Raw genomic sequence first — 15,468 nt, forward strand, 5'->3', positions numbered from 1 at the left:
ACATGCCCGACGCCTCCCGCGCGACCGGCGGCCCCGTGGACGGCGGCTTCTACACGCCGGGCGCGCCGATCGCCGACGACCGCGCCCCGGCCGGGCCGGTCGAGGACCGCTGGACGACCCGCAAGTTCGAGGCCAAGCTGGTCAACCCGGCCAACAAGCGCAAGAAGAAGATCATCATCATCGGCACCGGGCTGGCCGGCGGCTCGGCCGGCGCCACGCTGGGCGAGGCCGGCTACCACGTCGTCCAGTTCTGCTTCCAGGACAGCCCGCGGCGCGCCCACTCGATCGCCGCGCAGGGCGGGATCAACGCCGCCAAGAACTACCGCAACGACGGCGACAGCGTGCACCGGCTGTTCTACGACACGGTGAAGGGCGGCGACTTCCGCGCCCGCGAGTCCAACGTGCACCGGCTGGCGGAGATCTCCACGCAGATCATCGACCAGTGCGTGGCGCAGGGCGTGCCGTTCGCCCGCGAGTACGGCGGCCTGCTGGACAACCGGTCGTTCGGCGGCACCCAGGTGTCCCGGACGTTCTACGCCCGCGGCCAGACGGGCCAGCAGCTGCTGCTCGGCGCGTACCAGGCGCTGATGCGGCAGGTGGACGCCGGGAACGTGGAGCTGTACGCGCGCCACGAGATGCTCGACCTGATCATGCAGGACGGGCGGGCCCGCGGCGTGGTCGTCCGCGACCTGATCACCGGCGAGGTCAAGCACCACACCGCCGACGCGGTGGTGCTGGCGTCCGGCGGCTACGGCAACGTGTACTTCCTCTCCACCAACGCGATGGGCTCGAACGTCACCGCGTCCTGGCGCGCCCACCGGCATGGTGCCTATTTCGCCAACCCCTGCTACACGCAGATCCACCCGACGTGCATCCCGGTCAGCGGCGACCACCAGTCCAAGCTGACGCTCATGTCGGAGTCGCTGCGCAACGACGGCCGGGTGTGGGTGCCGAAGCGAGGGGGCGACGAGCGCAGGCCGTCCGACGTCCCCGAGGACGAGCGCGACTACTACCTGGAGCGCATCTACCCCTCGTTCGGGAACCTGGTCCCCCGCGACATCGCCTCCCGCGCCGCCAAGAACGTGTGCGACGAGGGACGCGGCGTCGGCCCCGGCGGCCTGGGCGTCTACCTGGACTTCGCGGACGCGATCGAGCGGCTGGGCCGCAAGACCGTCGAGGCCAAGTACGGCAACCTCTTCGAGATGTACGAGCGGATCACGGGCGAGAACCCGTACGAGACGCCGATGCGCATCTACCCCGCCGTGCACTACACGATGGGCGGGCTGTGGGTGGACTACGACCTGCAGTCCAACATCCCCGGCCTGTTCGTGGTGGGCGAGGCCAACTTCTCCGACCACGGCGCCAACCGGCTCGGCGCGTCCGCGCTGATGCAGGGCCTGGCCGACGGCTACTTCGTGCTGCCGACGGGGCTGGGCGACTACATCGCCCGCAACGACCTCGGCCCGGTCTCGGAGGAGGCCGTCGCCGAGGCCGAGACCCGGGTCAGGGACCAGATCGAGCGGCTGCTGTCCATCGACGGGGACCGTTCCGTCGACTCCTTCCACCGCGAGCTCGGCCACATCATGTGGGAGTACTGCGGGATGGAGCGCACCGAGGAGGGCCTGCGCAAGGCGCTGGAGCTCATCCCCGCGCTGCGCGAGGAGTTCTGGACGCGGGTGAAGGTCACCGGCGGCGGCCAGGAGCTCAACCAGCAACTGGAGAAGGCGGGCCGGGTGGCCGACTTCCTGGAGCTGGGCGAGCTGATGGTCATCGACGCGCTGCACCGCTCCGAGTCGTGCGGCGGCCACTTCCGGGCCGAGAGCCAGGACGAGGACGGCGAGGCCAAGCGGGACGACGAGAACTTCTCCTACGTCGCCGCCTGGGAATGGGCCGGCGCGGGCGGGCAGCCCGTCCTCCACAAGGAGGCCCTCGAGTTCGAATACGTCAAGCCGAGCCAGAGGTCGTACAAGTGATGAAGCTGACACTGCGCGTCTGGCGCCAGAAGGGCCCCGAGGACAAGGGCCGGATGGTCGAGTACAAGCTCGGCGACATCTCCCCCGACGCCTCGTTCCTGGAGATGCTGGACGTCCTGAACGAGAAGCTGATCGCCGAGGGCGAGGAGCCGGTCGCCTTCGACCACGACTGCCGCGAGGGCATCTGCGGCATGTGCTCGCTGGTCATCAACGGGACGCCGCACGGCCCCGAGCGCAACACCACGACCTGCCAGCTGCACATGCGCAAGTTCAAGGACGGCGAGGTCATCGACGTCGAGCCGTGGCGGGCCAAGGCGTTCCCGGTGGTCAAGGACCTGGTCGTGGACCGCTCGGCGTTCGACCGGATCATCAAGTCCGGCGGTTTCATCTCCGCCCCGACCGGCACCGCGCCCGAGGCGCACTCGGTGCCGGTGCCCAAGCCGGACGCGGACCGGGCGTTCGAGGCGGCCGAGTGCATCGGCTGCGGCGCGTGCGTGGCGGCGTGCCCGAACGGCTCGGCGGCGCTGTTCCTCGGCGCGAAGGTCACCCACCTGGGGCTCATGCCGCAGGGCCAGCCGGAGCGCTGGGACCGCGTCGTCGACATGCTGGACACCCACGACGACGAGGGCTTCGGCGGTTGCACCAACACCGGCGAGTGCACCGTGGCGTGCCCGAAGGGCATCCCGCTGGACGTCATCGGCCGGCTCAACAACGACTACCTCAAGGCCAGCGCCGGAGGCCGCAAGAAGTAGGCCGGACGGCTGGCTGCGCGCAGTAGCCGGACTGCTGCGCGACAGAGGTGGTCGCCTCAGACGAGGCGCCCTGGGCTGGGGTGGCCCAGGGCGCCTTCTCCATTTCCCGGGGTGTGCGTCAGCGTTCCTCTAGCTCGCGCAGGGCGCGGGCGGCCGCGTCCTCCGCGGTGCCCGGGAGCTGCTCGAAGCTGTCCGGGTCGATGCCGCGCACCTTGCCCGTGGCGAGGTCGTTCAGCATGTTCATCAGCCCGCCGGTCACCGCGTTGATGAACCGCTCGGACTGGTGGTGGCCCATGCTCTGGGTCTGGCCGCGCACCTCGAACAGGACCGTGCCGGTGCCGTTCAGGCCGAAGGAGGAACGCGCCTGGCCGGGCAGGTCGCGCGTGGGCGCGTGCGGGTAGCGGGCCGCGATGTAGCCGTCGCCCTCGATTCCACGGAACGCGCTGATGGCGAGCTGCTTGGAGAAGTCCTTGGGGTAGGTCTTGGCGTACGGGGCGTACTTGCCGCCGGGCTGGAAGAACACGTCCGGGAGGGGCGGGTAGTCGACGGCGACGTCCAGCAGCCGGTTCTGGGCGTCCTCTCTAACGCAGGCCCCCTGGTGGTGGAGGTCCACGTAGACGTCCACCTTGCCGTGGCGCGCGCGCAGGCGTTTGTAGATGTCGCGCAGCGTCTGGGACTCGGCGTTGAGGAACCAGCCGAAGCTCGACGACTGCCCTGGGACGTCCTCGGGCTTGGGCTTGTAGTTCAGGTCCACGTTGAAGTCGCGGTTGAGGTCGAACCCGGGACGCCGGGTGTAGTCGTCGCCCTGCTGCGTCCCGTTGAGGTAGTTCCAGGCCGGTGGACGGCCCGCGAGCTGCGGGAACTCTCGCTGCACCTCGTCCCAGGAGTGGTCGTTGCCGCGCCGGTCGAGTTCGGCCCCGTCCGGGTTGATCTTCGGTACGGCGACGAACGTGATCTCGCGGCGCAGCCGCTTCGCCTCCGGCGAGCCGGAGGTGCCCAGCCACGCGAGGATCCGCAGCAGCGAGCTGGTGCCGGTCTTCTCGTTGCCGTGGATCTCGCTGTTGACCAGGAAGACCTTCTTCCCGGTGCCGACCGTGGCGGTGTAGATGGACCGGCCGCGGGTGGACTTCCCGGCGACGCGCACGTCCACCTTGCCGTGGCTCGCGCGCTCGATCCGCGCCAGCTCCCTGCGCATCTCGTCGTAGTCGATGAACTTCCAGGTCGGGAGGTCGCGCGGCTCGTCGCTGCACTCCTGCGGCGGGGCGGACGGAGCCGGGGCGGGGACGGGGGCGGGCGCGGGGGCGGCGAGGGCGGGCGGCGCGGCCAGCCCGAGGGCGAGCGGGGCGATCAGGAGCGCGGCGGCGCGGCGGGGGGACGGAGGGAGCGAGCGCATGGGATCTCCGGGGGCTAAAGATCAACGTGCCCCGGAATCTAGACGCGCGAACGACCCCGCGGGTCCCCCGAATCCGCCGAGACCGGACCGCCGAGATCGGTGATCATTGGTCTTGACGGCCCGCCGAGGCCGTGATCGGGCCGATCGCCTCCACGCCCGCGGGCAGGCTGCCGCCCAGCGCCGCCTCGACCAGATAGGTCTCCAGCGTCGCCTGGAACGCGCGCGCGGCGTGCGTCGGCTCGACGTCCTTGCGGCGGGCCAGCGCGATCGTCCGCTGCAGGCCCGGTCCGTCGTGCTCCTGGTGGGCGCGGTCGTCGGCGAGGACCAGGGGCGTGCCGCGCAGGCCGGGACGTCCCGCGAGCACCATCGACGGCACGACCGCGATGCCCAGCCCCGCCTCGACGAACCGCAGCACCGCGTCCATCTCCCCGCCCTCGACCGCGAACCGCGGCTCGAACCCCGCCGCGCGGCACGCCCCGATCGTCGCCTCGCGCAGGTCGTACCCGGAGCGGAACATCACCAGCGGCCGGTTCCGCAGATCCTCGATCCGCAGGTAGGGGCGCCGCGGCGGCCGGCCGGGCTCCGCCGGGGACGCCACCACCAGGTTCTCGCGCAGTATCGGGGTGGTCTCCAGCGGCGGATCGCCGTGCAGCGGCAGGATCACCAGCGCCAGGTCCAGGAGCCCGCGGGTCAGGTCGCGCACCAGGTCCCGCGACCCGCCCTCCTCGACGATCAGCCGGATGCCCGGGTAGGTGTCGTGGAAGCGGCGCAGCACGTCGCCCAGCAGGCCCGCGCACAGCGACGGCGTGGCGCCCAGCCGCACCCGTCCCCGGCGCAGCCCGGCCAGCTCCTGAACCTCCAGCCGGGCCGTGTCGACGTCGGCCAGGATCCGCTTGGCCAGCGGCAGCAGCGCCTCGCCCGCCGGGGTCAGCGTGATGTTCCCGCGCGCCCGGCTGAACAGCGACGCGCCCAGCTCAGCCTCCAGCGCGCGGATCTGCTTGGACAGCGAAGGCTGCGCCACATGCAGGATCTCCGCCGCCTGGGTGAAGTGCCGGACCTCCGCGACCGCGACGAAGTAGGCGAGCTGCTGTAACTGCATCCTGCACAGGGTACGACCCGCCAGGTCAGCGCCTCATGACCGGCCCCACCCCCTCGCGCTCGGAGGGCACGTCCGCATGCGACGCCCGCGAGGTGTGCCGCTTCGGGGGGTCAGCGGGCGTGGCGGCGGAGGGCCTGGAGGTCGTGCACGATCACGCGGCGGCGGCCCGTCTCGATCCAGCCGTGCCGGCGCAGCGTGCCGAGCGCCTTGCTGACCGCCTCGCGGGACGCGCCGACCCAGCCCGCTAGCTCCTCCTGGGACAGGTGGAGGGTGATCTGGACGCTGCTGCCCTCGTCCGGCCGCGCGGGCTCGCTGGGGAGTCCAGGATGCCCCGGCCGGGCCGGGCCGCCCGGGCCGCGGGCGCCCGGAGTGCGCGGGCCCGGAACCCGGCCCGCCGGTCCCGTCCCACCGGGCCCGGTGGGTGCGGTGGGACGCGGCGCGGGCCCGCCGGGGCGAGCACCGGAGTCGTCGGGACGCGGACCCGTGCCGTTGCGGCCGCGGCGGCCCTCCGGCTCGTAGGGCTCGCCGAACCGCTCCGCCAGCTCCACCAGCCGCTGCGCCACCCGCCCGGTCGCGTCGAACATGCCGAACTCGACCCGGCGCCGGTCGGCGTCCCGCCACCGCCGGCACAGCATCTTCATGATCAGGATGGACACCCGGCCGTGCGCGCCGAGGAAGGACATGAACTCCTCCTCGGTCAGCGCCAGCACCCGGGCCGGTTCCAGGGTGGCGACCGTCGCCGAGCGCGGCAGCCCGTCGATCGCCGCCACCTCGCCCAGCAGCGCGCCGGGGCCGCGCACGTCCAGCAGCGCCTCGCCGCCGTGCTCGCGGTCGGAGTACGCCTTGACCCGGCCGGCGAACAGCACCGCCACCCAGGTCGACCATTCGCCCTCGCGGAAGAGCACCGCGCCGCGCTCCAGGTCGCGGAACCGGCCGCGCGACTGGAGATCGGCGCGTTCGTCGGGGGTGAGCTCGGCAAGAAACGAGCCAGGCTCCAGGGGGGTCATGGAACCACGCTAAACGAGAGCCGCCATGCCGTGACGGGGAGGGGAATCACGAAAGCATCACGCGTTGTGTGAACTTCTCCCTATTCACGCGGGACGCCTTGAACGACAGTGGATCCCGGCGTGTGCGGCCGCAGGGCCGCCCCCTGGGGCTACGGCGTTCATGGGGAACGGCGGTTCGGCGGGCGGCGGCGACGGGGGCACGCCGCCCGCCGGCACCACTTCCATGGCCTCCGGCGACGGGGTCCGTGAGCGTCATCCGAGTGCCGCCGAACGAAACAGAACTCTCACGTCTGAGATAGCCCGCACGGATCAATTCACCACCACTCACGGCACATCCGATCCGTCCCACCATCGCACGGCGCACCGAAGAATTCGGGCGTGGAATGCGAACGCCCCCTGCCCGTCCGGCGAGACCGGGCAGAGGGCGAACAGCGGAGTCCGGAATCAGGCGGACGGGGTGTCCTGGCCCTTCTTCACGATGCCGAGCTTGGACCCGAGCCACACCACCGGGTCGTACTTGCGGCCGACGACCCGCTCCTTCATCGGGATCAGCGCATTGTCGGTGATCTTGATGTGCTCGGGGCAGACCTCGGTGCAGCACTTGGTGATGTTGCAGAAACCCAGCCCGTGGTCGTCCTGCGCGATGTTGCGCCGGTCCGACTCGTCCGCCGGGTGCATCTCCAGCTCCGCGATCCGCATCAGGAACCGCGGCCCGGCGAACTGCTCCTTGTTCTCCTCGTGGTCACGGATGACGTGGCACACGTTGTTGCACAGGAAGCACTCGATGCACTTGCGGAACTCCTGCGAGCGCTCGACGTCGACCTGCTGCATCCGGAACTCGCCCGGCTTGGTGTCGCCCGGGTCGAACGACGGGATCTCCCGCGCCTTCTGGTAGTTGAACGACACGTCCGTGACCAGGTCGCGGATCACCGGGAAGGTGCGGACCGGGGTCACGGTGATCGTCTCGTCCGCCTCGAACGTCGACATCCGCGTCATGCACATCAGCCGCGGCATGCCGTTCACCTCGGCGGAACAGGAGCCGCACTTGCCGGCCTTGCAGTTCCACCGGACGGCCAGGTCGGGCGCCTGCGTGGCCTGCAGCCGGTGGATGATGTCGAGGACGACCTCGCCCTCGTTCACCTCCACCGTGTAGTCGACCAGCTCGCCCTCGCCCTCGTCGCCGCGCCAGACCCGGAACTTGGCGTCGTAGCTCATCGGTCACTCTCCTCGGTCTCGGCGCCTGCGGCGGCGGCCTCGTCGTCGACCGTGCCGGCGGGCAGTTCGTCCGCGGTCAGGTACTTCTTCAGCTCGTCGGTCTCGAACAGGCCGATCAGGTCGTCGCGCATCGGCTCCATCGGCTGCCGCTTCAGCTCCACCCGCGGCGCGTCGGGGTCGCCCGCCAGCCGGCAGATCAGGTTGACCTTCCGCCACTCCGGCGACATCGCCGGGTGGTCGTCCCGGGTGTGACCGCCGCGGCTCTCCTGCCGCTCCAGCGCCGCCCGCGCGATCGCCTCGGACACCAGCAGCATGTTGCGCAGGTCCAGGGCCAGGTGCCAGCCCGGGTGGTAGCCGCGGCCGTCGTGCACCCCGACCGGGTCCACGCTGACGTTGGCGACCCGGTCGCGCAGCTTCTCCAGGGCCTCCAGCGCCTGCTTGAGCTCCCCCTCCTTGCGGATGATGCCGACCAGGTCGTTCATCGTCGTCTGGAGCTCGGCGTGCACCGCGTACGGGTTCTCGCCGCCCTCCCGCTCGAACGGCGCCAGCGCCTCGGCGGTGGCCGCCTCGACCTCCTCGTCCGGGACGGCCGGACGCGCCTCCAGCGCGTCCACGTACTCGGCCGCGCCCAGCCCGGCCCGCCGCCCGAACACCAGCAGGTCGGTCAGCGAGTTGCCGCCCAGCCGGTTGGAGCCGTGCATGCCGCCCGAGCACTCCCCGGCGGCGAACAGGCCCGGCACCAGCGCCGCGCCCGTGTCCGGGTCGACCTCCACCCCGCCCATCACGTAGTGGCAGGTCGGGCCGACCTCCATCGGCTCCTTGGTGATGTCGACGTCCGCCAGCTCCTTGAACTGGTGGTGCATCGCGGGCAGCCGCCGCTTGATCTCCTCCGCGCCGCCCGGCATCCGGTCCACGACCGTGAGGTAGACGCCGCCGGCCGGTGACCCGCGGCCCGCCTTCACCTCCGAGTTGATCGCCCGCGCCACCTCGTCACGGGGCAGCAGCTCGGGCGGGCGCCGGTTGTTGTCGGGGTCGTCGTACCAACGGTCGCCCTCCTCCTCGGAGGTGGCGTACTGCGCCTTGAAGACCTCGGGGATGTACTCGAACATGAACCGCTTGCCGTCGGAATTCTTCAGGACCCCGCGGTCGCCGCGGACCGACTCGGTCACCAGGATGCCCTTGACCGACGGCGGCCAGACCATCCCGGTCGGGTGGAACTGGACGAACTCCATGTTCAGCAGCGTCCCGCCGGCCAGCAGCGCCAGCGCGTGCCCGTCGCCGGTGTACTCCCACGAGTTGGAGGTGACCTTGAACGCCTTGCCGATGCCGCCGGTCGCCAGCACCACCGCCGGCGTCTCGAACACCACGAACTTCCCGGTCTCCCGGACGTAGGCGAACGCCCCGCAGACCTTGCCGGAGGCGTCCAGCAGCAACCGGGTCACGGTCGTCTCCGCCCACACCTTGATCCGCGACTCGTAGTCGCCGGTCTCGGCGTGGTCCTCCTGCTGCAGCGCGACGATCTTCTGCTGGGTCGTGCGGATCAGCTCCAGGCCGGTGCGGTCGCCGACGTGCGCCAGCCGCGGGTACTCGTGCCCGCCGAAGTTCCGCTGGCTGATCTTGCCGTCCTTGGTGCGGTCGAACAGTGCGCCCCAGTGCTCCAGCTCCCAGACCCGGTCCGGGGCCTCCTTGGCGTGCAGCTCGGCCATCCGCCAGTTGTTGAGGAACTTGCCCCCGCGCATCGTGTCGCGGAAGTGCACCTGCCAGTTGTCGTTGGGGTTGACGTTCCCCATCGCCGCGGCGGCGCCGCCCTCGGCCATCACCGTGTGCGCCTTGCCGAACAGCGACTTGGAGATGATCGCGGTCTTCTTGCCCTGGAGCCGCGCCTCGATCGCGGCGCGCAGCCCGGCGCCGCCCGCGCCGATCACCACGACGTCGTACGAGTGCCTCTCGATCTCAGTCATGATCTACAGGCCCCCTCAGTTGAAGATTCGCAGGTCGGAGATGGTGCCGCTGGCCACGAGCATCACGTAGAAGTCGGCCAGCACCAGCGAGCCGAGCGTGATGAGGGCGTACTGCCCGTGCTTCTCGTTCAGCTTGGAGACCACGCCCCACGCCCAGTACCGGACCGGGTGCTTGGAGAAGTTCTTCAGCCGCCCGCCGACGATGTGCCGGCACGAGTGGCACGACAGCGTGTAGGCCCACAGCAGGATCACGTTGGCGGTGAGGATCAGGCTGCCCAGCCCGATGCCGAACCCGCCGTCCTTGCCGTGGTAGGCGAGGATCGCGTCATAGGTGTTGATCAGCGAGATGGCCGCGGCGGCCAGCCAGAAGTACCGGTGCAGGTTCTGCCCGATCAGCGGGAAGCGGCGCTCACCGCTGTACTTCTTGTGCGGCTCCTGCACGGCGCACGCCGGCGGCGACGCCCAGTACGAGCGGTAGTACGCCTTCCGGTAGTAGTAGCAGGTCAGCCGGAACAGCAGCAGGAACGGCAGGGACAGCGCCGCGAACGGGATCCACCCCTTGGTCTCGGCCGGGAGGAACGTCCCGAACTCCGCCGCGTCACCGCAGATCTCGTTGAGACAGGGCGAGTAGAACGGGGTCAGGTAGTGATACTCCGGGACGTAGAAGGCCGCACCCCAGAACGCGCGCACCGTCGCGTACACCACCCACGCAGTGAAGATCACCAGCGTGGTGATGGGATACAGCCGCCAGTTGTCCTTGCGGAGCGTACGTTCCTTGATCTGGGCGCGCGCTTTGGCCGGCGCCTCCACAGTGCTCATCGTTCGCTCTCCTGAGCTCGGGTCGGGTCCCCGTACCACGGTCGAACGCACATCCGCCGCCGTCGCGCCCCCACTGCGCCGCGGTCGCACGCAGGCAGTGACACCTCGTGTGCGTTTCCAGCGAAGCGACCTTACGCCACTCGACTGGAGCTGTGACATACATAACAGGCAGGCCATCATGTGAGCCTGACCACAGGCTATGCCTTCCGGGAACTTACCGCCCAATCCCCGGTCCTCATAACCAGTGGCTATGGCCGAGCGGAATGGAAACGAGCGCCAAAGGGCATGAACCCGATCCGCCGCCCCCTTCTTAGAACGCCCCGCCCCCGCCAACACGAGCCCTCACGAACTCCCCCGCCATTGCGCGCGCCTTCCCCCACCAGAAGAAGCCCGACCGCACACCCACTCCCCCAGGCGGAAGCCCACCCTCAGAACACGCGCCCCGCCCCAACGCACCAGACGCGGGCCCCACCCACCAGACACGGCGAACCCGCCCGCCAGACGCGGCCGTCCCCGCAGCCGCGGATCTCCCGATCGGGACGCGGCGAACCGCCCCAACAGCCGCAGCAACCCGTCCCACCGGACGCGGCGAACTGCAGCGGACCGTCTTGGCAGACACGGCGAACCGTCCTGGCGGCCGCAGCGGACGATCCCGGTAGCTGCGGGTACGTCTCCCAGCGGACGCGGCGAACCGTCCCTGAACGTGGCCCCCGACGGGTGCGGCAGAACCGTCTAGTCGGACTCGCGGGTGATTGTCCCCGGCGACGGCAGAACCCGCTCAGGGCGCCGCAACGTTCACACCTGCGAACGCAACCTCCTCATCCCGCCCGGCGCCTTCGGGTGATGGCGGACGGAGGTCAGCGCCCCAGGGTCCGGGCCAGGTGTGCCTCCGCCTCGCTGGTGCGGCCGTTGCCGTAGATGCGGAGGACCTCGGCCAGTTCCGGATAGGAGACGTCGATCATGCTGGCGGCGTGCTCGATCTCGTTCGCGGACGCGACCGTGCGCAGGAGCGACTGGAGCGCCCGCACCGGCGACTCCGCCGGAACGCGCTCCGTCGCCGCCCGGACCCCCGACGTCGTGCTCGCCGACTCGCCGCGGATGCGCCGGAGGCGTTCCTTCACCTCCGCGGCCGGCAGCGCGTCGAAGCCGGGGTCGGCGGCGAACTCCTCGGCCAGGCCGAGCCGGTGCAGCACGACCGGGTTGCTGATCTTCGCCCGCTGCCCGGACATCAACTGGGAGAGCATCGGCGGCGACAGGCCCAGCACGCCGGCCAGCCCCGACTGCGAGAGTTCCAGACGGTCCAGCAGCCGCCGGAAGCGGTCGCCGAGCGGTTCGCCGTACCACTCCGTCTGCAGCGCCCGGTTCCTCGCCACGGTGTCCTCGGCGACGCCCACGCCAACCCCCTTGACTCTTCACACTTGCAAATAGTACCTTCTCAGATGCACAAGGCACCGACCCGCCTCACCTCATGGTGCCACGGCGAACGCAGTTTGCACATGTGACGGCACGACCCGACGGGGGTCGCGATCGCGAAGGAGGAACGACGCGCATGGACATCAGGCACCACACGGCGGCGATCGCGGCTGTGACCGCGCTGCTGGCCGGCTGCTCGTCCCTGCCCGGGGGCGGGGAGCCCGCCGAGAGATCGGACGGCGCCGCACGGGAGGGCACCGACGTGCCCGCGGGCAGACCCGGTGTCGACACCACGGGCCGGCCGGTGGTCGGCGCCACCTTCGACACCCCCATCGCCAACGGCGCCAAGATCGACATCGCCGTCATGGGACTGCAGGTCAGGGGAAAACTGGCCACGCTCACCGTGCGGCTCACGCCGCACGTCCCGGCCGACCACTCCGACCAGGGGCCCAGCCCCTACGCCCTCAACGGCAGGCACGCCATCGGCGCCTCACTGCTCGACCCGGTCAACCTCAAGCGGTACGTGGTCGTGCGGGACTCCAGCGGCAAGGCACTGCAGACCGACGACATCTTCACCGACATCCGCAACAACCAGCCCGGCCTGCTGACCTACACCTTCGCCGCGCCCCCGGAGAACGTGAAGGCGCTGGACGTCCAGTACGGCTCGTGGCCGCTGTTCCGCAACGTCCCGGTCGGACGGTGACCGCCCCATGCGCCGCCCGATCATCATCACCGCCGCCCTCGGCCTCGTCCTGGGCGTCCCGGGTGTGGCGGGAGCCGATCCCGACGTCCCCGACTCCAGGATCGACGAGTCCGTCCGGCCGCTCCACACCGCACGGTACGTCCACGACATCGACCCGGCGAAGTTCGTCCAGCCCCTGGAGTCGGAGGAGACCAGCGGCGGTCAGGTGACCGTCCGCATCTCCGCCGACGTGCTGTTCGACTTCGACCAGGCGACGCTGACCGGTGCCGCCCGTGACCGGATCGCCCGGCTCGCGCCACGGCTGCGCGGGTCCACCGGCACCATCGAGGTCTCGGGCCACTCCGACGGGCTCGGCGAGCCCGGCTACAACCAGGCCCTCTCCGCCCGGCGGGCCGAGGCGGTCAAGGCCGAACTGGCCCGCGTCCTGGGCGGGACGTCCGCGTCCCGCATCCAGGCCAAGGGCCTCGGCGAGACCAGACCCGTCGCGCCCAACGAGAAGGGCGGCAAGGACGACCCCGAGGGCCGCGCGAAGAACCGCCGCGTCGAGATCACCTTCCAGAAGGGCTGACGCCCATGGGACATCCGCTCAAGGGAAGGCCCCTCGCCACGACCTCTCTGATCGCGCTGCTCGGGGCCTTCATCCTGCTCGCCTCCGCCTGCGGCGGGCCCGCACAGGCACCCGCCGAACCCCCCGCCTCCGCGTCCCGCGCCGCGCCGCCGTCCTCCCCTGCCGCTCCGGAGCCCGCCTCCTGCCCGAACGGCCCGCTGATCAAGGCCGTGGAGATCCCGGCCGTGCACGCCGACCCGGTACGGATCCCCGAGGCCACGATCGGCGGCGCGAAGATCCCCGCCGTGGCCGTTCCCGGGGTGGACATCCCGGTCCAGCGCGTCCCCGCTCAGTGCGTCGACATCAGACCCGCCCCCGGCGGCTGCCTCAGCGCCGTCTCCATCCCCGGCACCCGCGTCCCCGGCGTCAGCATCCCCGGCGTGGAGCTCCCCGGTATCGACGCAGGCGGCATCAAGGCCGACCCGATCCGGGTCAATGCCGTCACCTCGCCCGCGGTCGGAGTCGACGGCGTCCGGGTCGACGAGGTATGCCAGCTCAGACCGTCCCAGGAGGGCGAGTACGTCTCGTCGGCCTACCGGAGCTCCGCCTACCGCTCGTCGGTGTACCGCGGCTCGGCCTACCGGGGCTCCGCCTTCCGCGCCCGGCTCTGCAACAGCGCCGGCGAGTGCATCCCGTCCGTGACCGTGCCGGCGGTGAGCGCGCCCGCGGTGAGCATCCCGGCCGTGAGCGTCCCCTCCGCGTCCCTCAAGGCCTACACGGCCGGAAGGAGTCAGGTCTTCCGGGGCGACGGCTCGATCGCCTACAACATCGAGGCCGATGTCCTGTTCGACTTCGGCCGCGCCGACATCAGACCCGAGGCCGCCGCCGAGCTACGGAAGATCGCCGACTCTATCGACCGCGACGTGCCCTCCGGCGCCTCCGTGCAGGTCGACGGCCACACCGACGCCAAAGGCGATCCGGTCTCCAACCGGCGGCTGTCCGAACAACGCGCCCGGGCCATCCTCGACTGGCTAACCACCGAGGGTGGCATCGACCGCGCCCGACTCAAGGCCACCGGCTACGGCAAGACCAAGCCCGTCGCCGCCAACACGACCCCCGACGGCGCCGACGACCCGCAAGGCCGCGCGAAGAACCGCCGCGTGGTCATCTCCGCCAAACGAACCTGACCCAACAGCCCCGCAAAAAAGACCCTGAACCAAAACGCCCCCACAGCCCATCGGCCTTCACGCCAAAACAACGATCCCCTAAACATGCGAAGGAGGCGATCCCAGATGATCGAAGATCTGTAGCGGCTCGCCATCAGACGTCCTCGCGGGAAATTCCACGGAAAGGCCACACGAAGCCAGTTCACGACGCGCGATATCGGGGCCCGATGGCCGATCCCTGGGATCATCGGCGCACAATTGCTCGACAACACGCCACAATCCGTGCGGAACACCGGCGGGCGCCGGTCCGACGCTCTGGCGCGGCTCAGGATCACCGGCCCCGGTCAGCATCCGCCAGCACACCATTCCCGCGGCGTACAGATCCTGCGCGGGTCCAGGACGGTTCCAGTCGAGCACCTCGGGGGCGAGGTAGCCCGGCGTGCCCACCGTGAAACCCGTCGTCGTGAACCGCATGCCGTCGTCCCCCAACGCGATCCCGAAGTCGGCCACCCGGAGATGCGGTGCCCCGACCGGACTCGGCTCCATCAGCAGGTTGGCGGGCTTGACGTCCCGATGCACGACCCCGGCGCCATGGATGTGCCCCAACGCGGTGAGCAACTGGTCCAGCAACTCGGCGGCGTACGCGGCGGGCAGACGGCCGTAGTCCCCCAGCAGCGTCTCCAATGAACCACCCCTGACCAGGTTCATCGCCAGGAGCACGTCCTCATCCGCCGGATACCACGCGTACGGCGTCACGACATGGGGATGCGCAAGCCGAAGCGCCCGCTCCCGCACCACGCGCAACCTGACGGACGTCCCCGTCTGACGCACCAGCTTGGCGGCGCAGTACTCCCCCCGGTGCCGGTCGAAGGCCCGCCACACACGACTCGATCCCCCCACCCCGATGCGGTCGAGCATGACGAACCGCTCCCCGATCACCCACCCCTCACTCACGCCACCGATCGTACGAAAACCCCCAACAACACGCGGCGTCCCAACACCCTCCCCCACAAGCCGCCCACGGCTACGTCCCCAAGGACACCCGACACCTGGCGACACTCCACCACCTGCACACCGCGGCGTCCTACGGAACAACCTGCCACCCCCAACCCCACATCCCCAAGATCAGGAACGACAAGCGGATCCGCACAATCACCACCCCCGCCAAAGCCGCAGAGCACAAGCAGGCTGTTCACACGCCCCCTCCAGGAGGGCCCCGACTTCACCACCACCAGCACAACCTTCGTGAGTCCCGCCCGTGCACCTCCCCACCAACGGCCTCAGCGCCGCGTTGAGGGGGGACTGTACGGTTTTCGGTGTAACTCCTGATCATGGAGTGACACATGACAACCGGAACGAGCACGGAGGCTGTGGTGGCCGAGTCCGACAAGCCGACCACGGCCGCGGTCGAGCAGGAGCT

Annotated in this window: 13 protein-coding genes; 5 read left to right on the forward strand and 8 right to left on the reverse strand. The window is 70.5% G+C overall.

The genetic code is table 11. The features are described 5' to 3' along the window. Window positions 1-2: 2 nt before the first annotated feature. Together ACFPZN_RS28110 and ACFPZN_RS28115 are read left to right on the forward strand one after the other, a co-directional pair. Window positions 3-1,973: a fumarate reductase/succinate dehydrogenase flavoprotein subunit gene (locus ACFPZN_RS28110; protein WP_378285241.1), complete on the forward strand. Its 1,971-nt coding sequence runs from the start codon at window positions 3-5 to the stop codon at window positions 1,971-1,973. Beyond that, window positions 1,973-2,725 carry a succinate dehydrogenase/fumarate reductase iron-sulfur subunit gene (locus ACFPZN_RS28115; protein ID WP_378285223.1) on the forward strand — a complete coding sequence of 251 codons (753 nt, stop codon included), beginning with the start codon at window positions 1,973-1,975 and terminating at the stop codon, window positions 2,723-2,725. The genes ACFPZN_RS28110 and ACFPZN_RS28115 overlap by 1 nt, the downstream gene beginning before the upstream one ends. Window positions 2,726-2,843: 118 nt before the next feature. Here the strand turns inward: ACFPZN_RS28115 and ACFPZN_RS28120 are convergent, their stop codons facing one another. The 7 genes from ACFPZN_RS28120 to ACFPZN_RS28150 form a co-directional block, all read right to left on the reverse strand. Continuing rightward, a complete protein-coding gene (locus tag ACFPZN_RS28120; RefSeq protein ID WP_378285224.1) occupies window positions 2,844-4,118 on the reverse strand; it encodes a M14 family zinc carboxypeptidase in 1,275 nt (424 codons plus the stop codon). A 103-nt stretch (window positions 4,119-4,221) separates the two neighbouring features. Further along, window positions 4,222-5,217, reverse strand: a complete 996-nt coding sequence (locus tag ACFPZN_RS28125) for a LysR family transcriptional regulator (RefSeq protein WP_378285225.1) — start codon at window positions 5,215-5,217, stop codon at window positions 4,222-4,224. A 110-nt stretch (window positions 5,218-5,327) separates the two neighbouring features. Then, the gene (locus ACFPZN_RS28130) at window positions 5,328-6,224 is read right to left on the reverse strand and encodes a Crp/Fnr family transcriptional regulator (RefSeq protein ID WP_378285226.1); all 897 of its coding nucleotides are present in this window, start codon (window positions 6,222-6,224) and stop codon (window positions 5,328-5,330) included. A gap of 444 nt (window positions 6,225-6,668) precedes the next feature. After that, on the reverse strand, window positions 6,669-7,439 hold the full coding sequence (locus ACFPZN_RS28135; RefSeq protein WP_378285227.1) for a succinate dehydrogenase/fumarate reductase iron-sulfur subunit: 771 nt from the start codon (window positions 7,437-7,439) through the stop codon (window positions 6,669-6,671). After that, window positions 7,436-9,400 (reverse strand): fumarate reductase/succinate dehydrogenase flavoprotein subunit, encoded by a 1,965-nt coding sequence (locus ACFPZN_RS28140; RefSeq protein WP_378285228.1) that lies wholly within the window; start codon window positions 9,398-9,400, stop codon window positions 7,436-7,438. The genes ACFPZN_RS28135 and ACFPZN_RS28140 overlap by 4 nt, the downstream gene beginning before the upstream one ends. Window positions 9,401-9,415: 15 nt before the next feature. Further along, complete coding sequence (locus ACFPZN_RS28145; protein ID WP_378285229.1) at window positions 9,416-10,219, reverse strand: hypothetical protein; 804 nt, start codon at window positions 10,217-10,219, stop codon at window positions 9,416-9,418. 857 nt (window positions 10,220-11,076) lie between these two features. Then, window positions 11,077-11,613, reverse strand: coding sequence for an MDR/zinc-dependent alcohol dehydrogenase-like family protein (locus ACFPZN_RS28150; RefSeq protein ID WP_378285230.1), 537 nt, complete (start codon window positions 11,611-11,613; stop codon window positions 11,077-11,079). A 155-nt stretch (window positions 11,614-11,768) separates the two neighbouring features. Between ACFPZN_RS28150 and ACFPZN_RS28155 the strand changes: the two genes are divergently transcribed. From ACFPZN_RS28155 to ACFPZN_RS28165, 3 genes are read left to right on the forward strand one after another with little or no spacing between them, the layout of a single operon-like run. Further along, a complete protein-coding gene (locus ACFPZN_RS28155) occupies window positions 11,769-12,335 on the forward strand; it encodes a hypothetical protein (RefSeq protein ID WP_378285231.1) in 567 nt (188 codons plus the stop codon). Window positions 12,336-12,342: 7 nt separating this feature from the next. Next, the gene (locus ACFPZN_RS28160) at window positions 12,343-12,903 is read left to right on the forward strand and encodes an OmpA family protein (protein WP_378285232.1); all 561 of its coding nucleotides are present in this window, start codon (window positions 12,343-12,345) and stop codon (window positions 12,901-12,903) included. Window positions 12,904-12,908: 5 nt separating this feature from the next. Then, a complete protein-coding gene (locus ACFPZN_RS28165) occupies window positions 12,909-14,069 on the forward strand; it encodes an OmpA family protein (RefSeq protein ID WP_378285233.1) in 1,161 nt (386 codons plus the stop codon). Window positions 14,070-14,147: 78 nt separating this feature from the next. Here ACFPZN_RS28165 and ACFPZN_RS28170 read toward each other — a convergent pair whose 3' ends face one another. Next, complete coding sequence (locus ACFPZN_RS28170) at window positions 14,148-15,002, reverse strand: serine/threonine-protein kinase (RefSeq protein ID WP_378285234.1); 855 nt, start codon at window positions 15,000-15,002, stop codon at window positions 14,148-14,150. Window positions 15,003-15,468 lie beyond the last annotated feature (466 nt).

The organism is Actinomadura rugatobispora, from assembly GCF_042656285.1.
In the GTDB taxonomy this organism is placed as follows: Bacteria; Actinomycetota; Actinomycetes; order Streptosporangiales; family Streptosporangiaceae; genus Spirillospora; species Spirillospora rugatobispora.